Here is a 12,693-nt window from a genome sequence, read left to right on the forward strand (position 1 = left end):
GTCTATCTGTCAATTGCCTGATCAAAAATAGTTGAAAAATCGTAAAACCCGGGGCCAATATCATCCTTCACAACCTGTTCGGCGGCCCAGATAGCCCCCTGGGCGAAAACGGCGCGATCATGGGCCTGGTGTTTTAAAAAGATCGATTCCGCCGCCGTTTTTACCGTCAGCTCATGAATACCCTTGACATCCCCTTTTCGTTCCGACGTAATGTCCGCATCCTTGCCAAGCCACTGCTTCCACGAAATTGCCGTTCCGCTTGGGGCGTCCTTCTTGTGCACATGATGGATTTCATGGATATGGTATTCAGGATTATCCAGCATTTCGGAACCTTCTGAAATCACCTTGATCGCCCGGCGGATAATATTCATTCCCAAACTGAAATTCGAGGCTTTCAGCCATTTAACGCCAGCCTTCTTCAATGTGCTGTCCAGGTCTTGCGGCCACTCATACCCGGTGCTGCCCCACACGGCCGGGACACCGGACTCCAGCACCACATCAAACACATCGTCAACAGCGGAACCGGGCACAAAAATGACCGCCGCATCTGCTTTCTTCAGTTTCTCAACCGTCGGTTTATTATTGACGTCAAAGGTATCTGATATCTGCTCCCCGGTTAACAGTTCTACTACTTTTCCACCGGTTTTTCCGGTGCCGATTACAGCTAATTTCATGAACTTGCGTTAGTTATCATTCCAAAATAGAAGGGTAAGTATAAGCTTTTAAGATAGGATTTTCACACCCATTATCAGGTTTTATTCACACTCGCAACTGCTGGATCGCAAAACGGAACGCTGTTCATCGATTGGGGAAAATATACATCCCGTTGTTCAACAATATTATTTAACGCCAGCTCCGGCTGCGGTCACTGTACCGACAAAAATTTCTACGGCCGGGAGGCAACATCCTCTGATACTTTTTTTGTTAGATTCCTTAATCCGGGTTCACTTTATTTACTAGCCAAGGGTCTGGTTCTGGCGTAAGAGCAATTATCATTGTCAGGAATATTTGCAGAACCAGCTATTTTGTTGGCAGGTAGTTGTACTACCGACCTTGGTGACCTTTTAACGGGAGTACAACTCCCTCAGAACGAGGAATTGAGGGTTTTGCAAAGCCCTCTTTCAAGGAGATCGGGTCCAATTCCATGAACGAATATTTGAGTTAAGCCTGACAGGTAACAGAGGTGGTCACTCGTGGTTTACCTATAGACCGCAGGCTGATCATGGTTATCCACATTTTCAGGAAAAATACTTCATCATTGCTGAATTAATGGGAAACGTAATCTCTAACTTGCACTCTTCCCCCAACAAAAGTTAGATTCTGCCTTTCAAATGTAAAACGAATGGACTTATATGATCACCTCACTGGTTATCGCCGCACCCCTGTTCACCAACGATGCTGTTGTGCTGGGCATCCTGCTGCTTATACTGGCTGCCATCTTCATCACGTCAAATTTGGACTCCCCCTTCTGGCAAAAGTTTTACACGTTCGTCCCCTCCCTGCTGCTCTGTTATTTTGTGCCGTCAATTTTTAATTCGCTGGGGATCATATCCGGGGATGAATCAAACCTCTATTTCGTGGCCTCTCGCTACCTGCTGCCCGCAAGCCTGGTACTCCTGACCATCAGTATCGATTTCAAGGGCATCCTGAGCCTGGGTCCCAAGGCGATCATCATGTTTTTTGCGGGTACGATCGGCATCGTGGTCGGCGGACCGCTGGCGGTGCTCACATTCTCATACCTGGCCCCGGAGGTCGTGGGCGGAACCGGACCCGAAGCGGTGTGGAGGGGACTTTCGACCGTGGCGGGCAGCTGGATCGGCGGCGGGGCCAACCAAACAGCGATGTACGAGGTTTTCGGTCCGAGTGACGACCTGTTCTCAGCGATGGTTACCGTGGATATCATTGTGGCCAACATCTGGCTGGCGTTTCTCCTGTACGGGGCGGGAATATCGGACCGGATCGACACCTGGTTCAAGGCCGATGCCACGCCTATCACCGAACTGCGCAAGAAGATTGAGGATTATAAAGCGAGTATCGCCAAAATTCCCACGCTTACCGACTTTACAACCATTGTAGCCGTGGCTTTTGTAATGACGGCGGTGGGACATCTCGGTGGCGACCTGATCGCCCCGTGGATCAATGCAAATGCCCCCCAGCTGAGCCGCCTGAGCCTGGATTCCAGCTTTTTCTGGATTATCGTGATCGCCACGACCGGCGGACTCGCACTCTCGTTCACCCGGGCTCGGGAGCTTGAAGGGGCGGGCGCCTCGAAAATCGGCAGCCTTTTCCTCTATATCCTGGTCGCCACCATCGGGATGAAAATGAACGTGCTGGCGATATTTGAAAATCCGGGCTTTTTCCTGCTCGGACTGATGTGGATTTTGATCCATGTCTTCATCCTTTTTATAGTCGCCAAAATCATCAACGCCCCCTTCTTTTTTATTGCAGTGGGCAGCCAGGCCAATATCGGGGGAGCGGCCTCGGCCCCGATTGTCGCCTCGGCATTTCATCCCGCCCTGGCGCCGGTGGGAGTGCTGCTGGCGGTATTCGGCTATGCCGTCGGAACCTACGGGGCCTGGCTCTGTGCCATCCTGATGCAGATGGTGAGTTAAATAGACGTCAGACGTCAAACGTCAGATGTGAGAGGTGAGAGGTGAGACGAGTTTTTCCAGTTAAAAAAAACAATGATACATTAACGAGCAGGTGGTTTTAATAGCTAAAAAATGTAATTATCTGGCAAAGCACCCTTAAGCGTTTCACGCCTGACGTCTGTTTTAGAGACCTTTGCAGAACCTGCTATTTTGTTGGGAGGTAGTTGTACTGCCGACCTTGGTGACCTTTTAACGGGAGTACAACTTCCTCTGAACGAAAAAGTGAGGGTTTTGCCAAGCCCTCTTTTATTTAATTAAACCTTCGGCCGGCATATTCCGTACAAGCTTTATTACAGTTAATAACCCAAAACCAAGTTCGAAAGATTATGGCAGACAGAGTTGTACACACAAAAGTAACGGAAACGGTACGCGGCGGCATTACGTTGGGATCTGCGCTGGCGGTGACTATCTCCTGGTCCGTCAACAAATCGATCATATGGGCGATTATCCACGGTATATTAAGTTGGATATATGTGATATATTACGCCCTGTTTTACTAATCCAAACGGTGTGTCAAATGGATTTGAAAGAGGGCTTTTAAACCCGGGAGTATTGCCGAAATCCAGGGGTGGCGTATTCGAAACCCCTGTTTTATTAACAGAGGACTTTGCAAAACATTCGAATCACCGTTTGGAGGGAGTTGTACTCCCGTTTTATATGCTTGGAAGATCGGTGGTACAACCACCTTCCAACCAAGCATCAGGTTCTGCAAAGGCCTCTTGACAATAGAAATGAAAAATTCGGATACGCGTACATGCCGAAGGTGAAAACGATAGTTTTAAACGTCCTCTTCAAATCTGTGTCTACCGAAAAAGACCTATTAATTCAGATATAATTGATGACCAAGTATAAATTTATCTACCTGATCTGGTTGTTGCCGGGCTATCTCCTGTTCCTGACGGTACACCAGGTCCTGGTTTATGACGGAATTGGCGACACCTACAACAACGGCGAAAGCTATACCGCCCAGGTACTGGATTTTGACATTAAGAAGATCGCCTCCCAGACCAACGGGTACGTCGTCCTTGCATTCGAAACCGGAGAGGGAGAACGGATCGAACGCCGCCTCTCGCTGCCGATAGAGCTGGCGAGCATGATCACCGATCTGAGCCAGATCCCGATTCGATACCAGCAGGGGGCGTTTGAGGAGATTGTGCTGATGCCGACCTACAGCGAGCACCGGAACCTGGCGCTCAGCAATGCGGCCATATCGTTTATCGGGCTCCTGATTACCATCGGGGTTGCCTGGACGGCACACAAGTACGCAAGCCGGAAACTCACCGAAGGAGAAGAGAAGCTGGTCTTCGAACGGGTGGACCAGCCAGTAACCAGCGAGCAGTAAGCACCGGTTCGCATTTGTGACCTGATCCCGGACTACCCTTAAAAAAGTAATTTCCAGTTCCCAACAATGGAGCAAACAAACAACGAAGAGAAAGGAACCCTTTATCTCGTTCCCAATACATTAGGGAAAACGCCCGAAAACAATACTATTCCCGAATATGTACTTTCCGTAATCCGCAAGCTGGAGATCCTGGTCGTCGAAAACATTCAATCGGCCGTGCGATACCTGCAGTGGGTGGGCAATACCATCCCCGACTACGAAATTGAGTTCCTGTTGCTCGATAAAAATACTGCCGAACAGGAAAAAATCTCCTTCCTGCGGCCGCTTGAATCGGGGAATAATGTTGGCCTGTTATCTGAAGCGGGGTGCCCGGTGGTGGCAGATCCCGGCTCCGAACTGATTCGCATGGCCCATAAACGAAATATCAGGGTAGTCCCGCTGGTGGGCCCCTCCTCCATCCTGCTGGCCCTGATGGGATCCGGCTTTAACGGGCAGCAGTTCGCCTTTCACGGCTACCTGCCGATTGACGCAGAGAAACGCCGAAAGGCGATCCGGGAGCTGGAACAGGAATCGCGGAAGAACAACCAGACCCAGATCTTTATGGAGGCGCCGCACCGCAATGACGAGCTGTTGAAGGATGTTATCCAATGCTGCAGCGATTCGACCGAACTCTGCACGGCCACCAATCTTACACTGCCCGACGAACGGATCATTTCTCAATCAATAAGCAAGTGGAAAAAGAGAGATCAGGTCTCCATCCACAAAGAACCGACGATCTTTCTGATTTCTACCGAAAATTAATCCACTCTACTCAACCGCTGCCGGCTGCTGTCCCTCAGAATAGGCTTCCAGTGGTACACAACTGCACATCAGGTTGCGGTCGCCATAGGCATCATCCACGCGACTGACGGCCGGCCAGAATTTATTGAACCGGAGACGATCAAGGGGAAACACCGCCCGCTCGCGGTCATACGGCCGGTCCCATCGGCTGCTCATTGCCACCCGCATGGTATGGGGAGCATTCCGCAGCAGGTTCTGTTCTTTATCGGCCAGCCCGTCCTCAATCTCTCTGATCTCATCCCGTATGGCGATCATCGCCTCGCAAAAGCGATCCAGCTCCTCCTTCGATTCACTTTCGGTGGGCTCAATCATCAGGGTTCCCGGCACCGGGAACGACATGGTCGGGGCGTGGAACCCGTAATCCATCAGCCGCTTGGCGACATCCACCGAATCGATTCCCGCAGACTGCTTAAACGGGCGCAAGTCAACAATAAACTCGTGTGCCGTTCGCCCGTTCTTCCCGGTATAGAGCACCGGGTAATGATCTTTCAGCCGCTCTTTTAAATAATTGGAATTGAGAATAGCGACCTCCGTTGCCCGTTTCAATCCGCCGGCGCCCATCAGCTTGATGTATGCATAGGAGATTGACAGGATGCTTGCGCTGCCCCACGGTGCAGCTGAAATGCCGTGAATCGCCTGCTCCCCCCCGGTCGGAATGACCGCATTGGTCGGAAGAAACGGCTGAAGATGTTTTCCAGCCGCTATAGGCCCCATTCCCGGTCCACCGCCGCCGTGCGGGATACAAAACGTTTTATGCAGGTTCAGATGGCACACATCCGCGCCGATCTCCGCCGGACTGGTCAGCCCCACCTGTGCATTCATGTTGGCGCCATCCAGGTAAACGAGTCCCCCATGCTCGTGGATAAGAGCACAAATCTTCCTGATATCTTCTTCAAAAACGCCATGCGTAGAGGGATAGGTTACCATCAGGGCCGCCAGCTTCTCCTTGTTTGCCTCTACTTTGCCGGCCAGGTCCTCCAGGTCGATATTTCCGTGCTCATCACACTGGGTGACGACCACCTCCATCCCGGCCATTACGGCGCTTGCCGGGTTGGTTCCGTGGGCCGAATCGGGCACGATCGTCACGTTGCGATGTTCCTCCCCACGGCTTCTGTGGAAGGCCCGAATCGCCATGAGACCGGCGTACTCTCCCTGGGCACCGGAGTTGGGCTGGAGAGAGACCGCTTCAAAACCGGTAATCGCCTTGAGCTGCTCCTTCAACCGTTTAAAAAGGGTGCGGTATCCCTCCGCCTGGTCTACCGGCGCAAAAGGATGAATCTTGGCAAATTTTGGCCAGCTCAGGGGTATCATCTCGGCGGTGGCGTTGAGCTTCATCGTGCAGGACCCGAGCGATATCATGGAGTGTACCAGCGAGAGATCCCGGTTTTCCAGTTGTTTGAGATATCGCAGCATCTCATGCTCGGAATGGTACAGGTTAAATACCGGGTGCTCCAGGTAGGAACTTGTCCTCGTCAATCGTTCGGGGTAGTCGACTTCCGCCCTTTCTGACAGCTGATCCAGATCCACTTCCAGGTTGCGGCCCGTGGCTTTGGCAAAAATATCCAGCACTTGGGCAACATCATCAAGGTCTTTCACTTCATCAAAAGAGATCCCGATGCAGCCATCGCCAAAATAGCGAAAGTTCACCTGCTGTTTGAGCGCCTGTATCTCAATCGAACGCTGCTGTTCACGGGTTGTACGAACTTTTAGCGTATCAAAATACGTGGTATTTCCAACCTCAAAGCCCAGTTTCCCGAGTGCCTTTTCGGCCGTTTGGGTAAGCCCGTGAATGCGTTCGGCAATGCGGCGCAGGCCCCGGGGACCGTGGTAAACGGCATAGAACCCGGCCATCACCGCCAGCAGCACCTGTGCCGTACAGATGTTGGAAGTCGCCTTTTCCCGCCGGATATGCTGCTCACGAGTCTGCAGCGCCATTCGGTAAGCGGGATTTCCCTCCGCATCCTGGGTTACCCCGATAATTCGCCCCGGTATTTTGCGCTGGTATTCTTCACGGGTTGCAAAGTAAGCGGCATGCGGACCGCCATATCCCAGCGGTATGCCAAATCGCTGGGTTGACCCCACGACCACATCCGCCCCCATTTCGCCGGGCGGCGTCAGTATGGCGAGGCTCAGCAGGTCGGCGGCCACAACGGTTTTTACGCCTTGCTTCCCGGCTGCGTCAATCAGGCCGGTGTAGTCATAAACCTCCCCGTCGGTGGCGGGATACTGGAGCAGCATGCCAAACAGCCGTGGATCATCGATATCCACCTCTTCATGATCACCGATAACCAGCTTAATACCCTGGGGCTCCGCCCGTCCCCTCAGCACATCAATCGTCTGCGGGTGGCATTCTTCGGAAACAAAAAACGTGTGTGCATGCTTTCGCTTCGATCCCCTGCGCGAGGAATAGAGCATCGACATCGCCTCGGCGGCAGCGGTGCCTTCATCCAGCAGCGAAGCGTTGGCCAGTTCAAGTCCCGCAAGGTCCGAAACCATCGTCTGAAAATTAATCAGCGCTTCCAGGCGGCCTTGCGCGATTTCTGCCTGGTACGGAGTGTAGGAGGTATACCAGCCGGGATTTTCCAGCACATTCCGCTGAATCACATTCGGGGTCAGCGTATCATAATATCCCATCCCGATAAATGATTTGTAAATTTCATTCTTGTCAGCCACCTCCCGGAATTGTTCCAGGAACCGGTATTCACTCATCGGCTCCTCCAGCTGAATATCCTCCTTCAGCCGGATATCACCGGGTACGGTTTCATCCATTAACTGATCAAGGGATTCCGCCCCGATTGTTTGTAGCATCTCGTTGACCTGTTTGTCATCGGGACCGATATGTCGATGCCAAAACCGCTCTTTATCAAAATTAATACTCATTTAGCTGATTTTTGGGTAAATAGTTTAGAAAGAATGGTTCTCATAACTTCGTTGATCTGCAGATCTTTACACACTTGCCATTAAATCATTAAATGGCCTTATCAGATTCACAAAAGGTAAGCAAGATGCGGATAAAATTACAGAGGCAACCAGACCCCGCATTGTCTTTTTTATAACGGTCAAAACTCTCGGTGCTGTACGCCTTGCCAATGGAAAATGTAAAAACAGGGAGACTCTGCACCAATACAGTGTTACACTCTTCTAAAGAGTGTTTTAAAAAACCAGGGACTTTGGTCAGGGTCACCCCCTGAGCGAATTCGGAACCACAGTTTATATCCCATAAATGAGGATTTCGAATTCGCGAAAATGCCGATATGGGCCAAAATAACGGTTTTGCAAAGGTCTCTTAAAATCTGGATTCGCACTTTTTTAGCAACCCCGGGTATGTTCATCAAAACACAACAATATCAACTCCAGAAAGTTTATATTTTTTCAGGTTCACTTTTTTATCTTAGTTTAGAAGCGTTTTTAACAATGGCTCAACTGCCGAATTCCGACGATTTACTGTACCTGCAATCCGAAACTGTTACCTTCGGGCAGGCGCCGGATTCACAAGAGCTTCCATGTGTTATTCGTTGAACCAGCTTAATTTAACAACAGCGGGTATGATCCCTGACAAAACCGGTTTTCTCGTTACCCTTATCTTGTTTTTCACCCCTTTACTGGCGTTCACGCAAAGCCAGTCCAAATTGGTGGTAGAGCCCTCATCCCTTTCGCTCGAGGTGGATGAGCAGACCTCCCTGGACGCAACGGTTTATGATGCCAATGGCAAAGCTACGCAGGACACCGTTATTTTTTACTCCCGGGCCCGGGCCTCGGTTTCTGTTACGCCGGAGGGACAGGTAAAGGCGTTTGAACCGGGTCGTTTTAAAATTGTTGCCGTGGCCGTCAACCAGGGGGCCCAGCTTACGGAGATAGTACCCGTGGAGGTGGCCCACCCGCCTATCGAGACGATATCGCTTACGAACCTACCGGCAAATATTTATGCCGGGACTACGCTTCCCCTCCACTTCAGCGTGACTGATGCCAGCGGCAGGGAGCGAGATGAGGTGGATCTCGCGCTCTCCAGCTCCGACCCGTCGATTGCGGAAGTGAACCAATTCGAACAGCTTGCGGCAAAGAACCCCGGGATGGTCACCCTGACGGCTGCCGCAGAATCCATGAGCCGGTCGTGGGAACTGGAGGTGCTCCCAAATCCGGTTGCAAAAATTCAGCTTACTGCAGATGCCTCCGAGGTGCGGACCGGGGATGTCGTACACCTGGAAGCCAAGCCGTTGACTTCCGAGGGAGAAACCGTAGCAGACGCTCCTGTCACCTACTCTTTCACATATACCGGGGGTGAGGGACGCGGCGAAGGAGCAGCCGGTAAAATTGAACAGGACGGTCGCTTTGTGGCCAATAAACCGGGACTGTACACGCTGATCGCCAAGTCGGCATCCGCCGTGGATGAGCATATGATCCGCGTAACGCCCCGTAACGTTCAGAAGGACCTCAGGGTTGTGGGCCACGGGCAGGTACTGGACAAGCACACCTCCGACCTGTGGGTGTGGGAAGGTGTTGACGGTCGCGACTATGCCGTGACCGGAACCTGGGGGGCGGCCGGCGAAGCTTTTTTCTGGGATGTCACCGATCCGGCCAAGATGCAGATTGTCGATACTGTTACCGTAGATGCCCGTACGGTCAACGATGTAAAAATCTCTGAAGATGGCCGTATTTGCGTGTTGACAAGGGAAGGCGCCTCCGACCGCAAAAACGGGATTGTCATCCTGGATGTGACGGATCCCCGAAATGTCAAACGAATTAGCGAATACAACGAGGGACTGACGGGAGGAGTGCACAATGCGTTCATATGGAACGATCACGTGTTTGCCGTCAACAACGGTCGGCGCTACGATATCATCAATATTGAAGATCCCGCGAATCCCAAAACCGTCAGCCGGTTTGAGCTGGATACGCCCGGCCATGCGGTCCATGATGTTTGGGTGGAAAACGGGATAGCCTACTCCTCGAACTGGAAAGACGGCGTGCAGATTGTTGATGTGGGAAGTACCCCGCAGGCCCATACTCCCGAAAAGCACGATGCGGGGGTTGGCTCTCCGGATAACCCTGTAAAGCTCGGCAGTTACACCTATCCGAGCGGGTGGAATCACGCGGCATTTCCCTTCAAGAGTCAATCGACCGGTGACTTCTACGTCATTGCCGGCGATGAGGCATTTCCCAACGGCATAGCGATCCGCGACCAGCCGACGATTCCCGACGGATGGATCCACTTCATCAAGTTCGAGGATGGCTGGGATCAACCCCGTGAAGTGGCGCGTTACCAGGTGCCGGAAGCGGGAACGCACAACTTCTGGGTCAAAGGCGATACTCTCTATGTGGCCTACTACAATGCGGGACTCCGGGTCGTGGATATTTCCGGTGACCTGATGGGGAACCTGTATGAACAGGGGCGTGAAATTGCAAAATTTTTGCCGATGCACCACGAGGCGATCGTTCCCAACGCCGCCATGAGCTGGGGGCCACAGCCCTACAAAGGATATATTTTTGTATCTGACTGGAACTCAGGCTTGTGGGCACTCAAACTGGAGGAGAATACCCGTCGGAGTTCACGTTAACTTTAGTTATCAGTTATTGGTCATTAGTTGATTTGTATTTTTCGCTGGTATCGGTTGCAGCCTCGATCTTTATTTGCTCACGTTACAGTACAGTTCGGTGGCTCATTTCCTAATGTAATGTAGAAATCTCGTTGAAGAAGACTTTATAAAATATACAGTTTCAATTACAATCTCTTTCAAAAAGCGATAATATTGGCATCCGTTGGGAGCAAAACGACAGGCAATTCATTTTGGGAATCTACCTGAAATATTCCCGGCTCGCTTCCTGTTTTCTGGTTTCAGACTTGCAAAAACTTTGACTCTTTTCCTTATGAAAAATTCAGACTTATCCAGATCAGCGCTTTTTTTAGCCGTTTTTGCAGCTATTTGCTGCTTCACCCTGTGGCCATTTGAGCGGGCCACGGCCCAGCAATACCGGGTGTACGTGGCGGCAGAGTCGGACGATGAGGTCGCCCTGGTCACGTTTGATGCCAACACGGGTCAGGGTTTTGTGGAGGATGTCGTTGGGGTCGGCCAGTACCCCACCGAAACCGAGGGGCCGCACGGCATTACCGTATCCCCTGACGGCGACCACTGGTTTGTCTCGGTAGCCCACGGCAATCCCTACGGGTGGCTGTACAAGTTTACGACGGGAGATAATAACTTTGTAGAACGAACCGAGCTGGGGCTTTTTCCAGCAAGCATGGAAGTTTCTGCGCTGACCGGCGTGCTGTATGTAATCAACTTTAACCTGCACGGCGATATGGAACCAAGTACCGTTTCAGTGGTGGATCCCGAAGCGATGGAAGTAGTCAGGGAGATAATAACCGGCATCATGCCCCACGGATCCCGCATCAGCAGCGACGGCAAGCGGCAGTATCACGTCTCAATGATGACAGATGAATTGATGGAGATCAACACCCTGACAATGGATATTTCACGCCGGCTGAATGTGGCCCCTGAAACCTCCGCCTCCGCCGGCAGCCCGGATGCCACGATGCATCAAGCCTCTCACAACGCGCATCCCAAGCCCCGGGCCAAACCGACCTGGGCCGATCCACATCCCGCAAAATCCCTGGTATATGTGGCCAACAACGGTTCGGATGAGGCAGTGGAGGTCGATACAAAATCCTGGAAAGTGACACGCAGATTCAACACGGGGAAAGGTCCCTATAACCTGGAAGTCAGCCACGACGGGAAACTGCTGGTTGTCACCTACAAAGGAGAGGGGGCAACGGGCGTTTGGGACCTGGAAGAGGGTCGCGAACTGGCAAAAATTAAAAACAGCCGTCTTGTTTCCCACGGAGTCTCCATCTCACCGGACAACCGCTTTGCTTTCATCTCTGTAGAGGGAAAAAACGGGGAACCAGGCTCTGTGGATGTCATCGACCTGCATAAGCTGGAACTCGCCGAAGTTATTGAAGTGGGCAAACAGGCGGGCGGCATCATGCACTGGAAGATGACTGAGGAGTAAGTAACTGTTGATATCTTCGATGCTTTTCCTGTTGCAGTCCCTCCCCTTCTCATTTTACGAAACTGTTTCCATCAGTATTTTCATGGATATCAAGTTATCGCCAGGCAGAAAGAGCATCTGCTGACCGGTCATCCAGCACAATCATTGTAAAGCCCGCACAACCCAGCTTGTCGTTATAACTCGAGCAGTCTGCTGTAAGTGAGGCAAGGATGAATGTAGAATCAGGGATAACGAATTCCGGGTCCCGAAGGCGAGCATGAAAACCACCCTGCGTACGGGGCTGCTGACGGTTGAAGACGCCGGCTGGCAATGGGATGGAGCCTATCTCCCGCGACACGGTCCTTCCCCTCTGCCGCCCGGCAGAGGGATTTTTTATCTTCTCAATATTATGCCGGTATCTTCTGACAAAAAAGATGGTATCTTTTTCTCCTTAAGATGGTATCTTTTTTTGTATAAGATGGTATCTTTTTTTTCAGGAGCTATTGCCCCGGTTGTTTAGGTCCTTTCTTTGTTCATTTTTTCATCGAAGAAAAACAAAAAAATTACCGGCGGAGGATGGGAATTATGAATGGAAAATTAGAAATGATGAATTTCGAAGGGGTGATCGTTTGAACGTGTCAAGCAATTGTTCCGATACCGGAAGAAGTGTTGTCTGACGAGGGAGCGAGCTACAAAATATACAACTTGGTCTTTCCCGGCCTTGAATGGGGCGCGGAGGCCGAAGCCGGCGTTTGTGGATGTTGCACCGGTGAGAACCTTGATAGCGGGCAGCCGGCGTGACGGACCATCAACATCCACGCCTGCACAGGCTGCAGCGGGTGCCCCATTCACCGCCTTGAGTTTTTGGTTCCT

General features: G+C 51.6%; 10 protein-coding genes. 7 read left to right on the forward strand and 3 right to left on the reverse strand.

Annotation, left to right across the window (positions count from 1 at the left end; translation table 11 throughout):
* Nucleotides 1-2 precede the first annotated feature (2 nt).
* Nucleotides 3-674: a dihydrodipicolinate reductase C-terminal domain-containing protein gene (locus ACG2F4_RS05495; protein WP_395259208.1), complete on the reverse strand. Its 672-nt coding sequence runs from the start codon at nt 672-674 to the stop codon at nt 3-5.
* A 678-nt stretch (nt 675-1,352) separates the two neighbouring features.
* Between ACG2F4_RS05495 and ACG2F4_RS05500 the strand changes: the two genes are divergently transcribed.
* The 4 genes from ACG2F4_RS05500 (at nt 1,353) to ACG2F4_RS05515 (ending at nt 4,794) form a co-directional block, all read left to right on the forward strand.
* Nucleotides 1,353-2,612 (forward strand): DUF819 domain-containing protein, encoded by a 1,260-nt coding sequence (locus ACG2F4_RS05500; protein ID WP_395259209.1) that lies wholly within the window; start codon nt 1,353-1,355, stop codon nt 2,610-2,612.
* A gap of 365 nt (nt 2,613-2,977) precedes the next feature.
* On the forward strand, nt 2,978-3,151 hold the full coding sequence (locus ACG2F4_RS05505; RefSeq protein WP_310685147.1) for a hypothetical protein: 174 nt from the start codon (nt 2,978-2,980) through the stop codon (nt 3,149-3,151).
* A gap of 338 nt (nt 3,152-3,489) precedes the next feature.
* A complete protein-coding gene (locus tag ACG2F4_RS05510) occupies nt 3,490-3,993 on the forward strand; it encodes a hypothetical protein (protein ID WP_395259210.1) in 504 nt (167 codons plus the stop codon).
* A gap of 66 nt (nt 3,994-4,059) precedes the next feature.
* A complete protein-coding gene (locus ACG2F4_RS05515; RefSeq protein WP_395259211.1) occupies nt 4,060-4,794 on the forward strand; it encodes an SAM-dependent methyltransferase in 735 nt (244 codons plus the stop codon).
* Nucleotides 4,795-4,800: 6 nt separating this feature from the next.
* Here ACG2F4_RS05515 and gcvP read toward each other — a convergent pair whose 3' ends face one another.
* Nucleotides 4,801-7,713, reverse strand: coding sequence for an aminomethyl-transferring glycine dehydrogenase (gene gcvP / locus ACG2F4_RS05520; RefSeq protein ID WP_395259212.1), 2,913 nt, complete (start codon nt 7,711-7,713; stop codon nt 4,801-4,803).
* A gap of 665 nt (nt 7,714-8,378) precedes the next feature.
* Between gcvP and ACG2F4_RS05525 the strand changes: the two genes are divergently transcribed.
* The 3 genes from ACG2F4_RS05525 (at nt 8,379) to ACG2F4_RS05535 (ending at nt 12,340) form a co-directional block, all read left to right on the forward strand.
* Nucleotides 8,379-10,388 (forward strand): LVIVD repeat-containing protein, encoded by a 2,010-nt coding sequence (locus ACG2F4_RS05525; RefSeq protein WP_395259213.1) that lies wholly within the window; start codon nt 8,379-8,381, stop codon nt 10,386-10,388.
* A 310-nt stretch (nt 10,389-10,698) separates the two neighbouring features.
* On the forward strand, nt 10,699-11,841 hold the full coding sequence (locus tag ACG2F4_RS05530; protein WP_395259214.1) for a YncE family protein: 1,143 nt from the start codon (nt 10,699-10,701) through the stop codon (nt 11,839-11,841).
* Nucleotides 11,842-12,097: 256 nt separating this feature from the next.
* A complete protein-coding gene (locus ACG2F4_RS05535; protein ID WP_395259215.1) occupies nt 12,098-12,340 on the forward strand; it encodes a hypothetical protein in 243 nt (80 codons plus the stop codon).
* Between the two features lie 77 nt (nt 12,341-12,417).
* Here ACG2F4_RS05535 and ACG2F4_RS05540 read toward each other — a convergent pair.
* On the reverse strand, nt 12,418-12,693 hold a 276-nt coding region (locus ACG2F4_RS05540; RefSeq protein WP_395259216.1), incomplete at its 5' end, for a hypothetical protein.

The sequence above is a fragment of the Halalkalibaculum sp. DA3122 genome (assembly GCF_043951865.1).
Classification (GTDB): domain Bacteria; phylum Bacteroidota; class Rhodothermia; order Balneolales; family Balneolaceae; genus JAMQKA01.

Bases quoted from the DNA above. Each gene is read 5' to 3' on its own strand.
- ACG2F4_RS05495 (WP_395259208.1), bottom strand. From the start codon at position 674: ATGAAATTAGCTGTAATCGGCACCGGAAAAACCGGTGGAAAAGTAGTA.
- ACG2F4_RS05500 (WP_395259209.1), top strand. From the start codon at position 1,353: ATGATCACCTCACTGGTTATCGCCGCACCCCTGTTCACCAACGATGCT.
- ACG2F4_RS05505 (WP_310685147.1), top strand. From the start codon at position 2,978: ATGGCAGACAGAGTTGTACACACAAAAGTAACGGAAACGGTACGCGGC.
- ACG2F4_RS05510 (WP_395259210.1), top strand. From the start codon at position 3,490: ATGACCAAGTATAAATTTATCTACCTGATCTGGTTGTTGCCGGGCTAT.
- ACG2F4_RS05515 (WP_395259211.1), top strand. From the start codon at position 4,060: ATGGAGCAAACAAACAACGAAGAGAAAGGAACCCTTTATCTCGTTCCC.
- gcvP (WP_395259212.1), bottom strand. From the start codon at position 7,713: ATGAGTATTAATTTTGATAAAGAGCGGTTTTGGCATCGACATATCGGT.
- ACG2F4_RS05525 (WP_395259213.1), top strand. From the start codon at position 8,379: ATGATCCCTGACAAAACCGGTTTTCTCGTTACCCTTATCTTGTTTTTC.
- ACG2F4_RS05530 (WP_395259214.1), top strand. From the start codon at position 10,699: ATGAAAAATTCAGACTTATCCAGATCAGCGCTTTTTTTAGCCGTTTTT.
- ACG2F4_RS05535 (WP_395259215.1), top strand. From the start codon at position 12,098: ATGAAAACCACCCTGCGTACGGGGCTGCTGACGGTTGAAGACGCCGGC.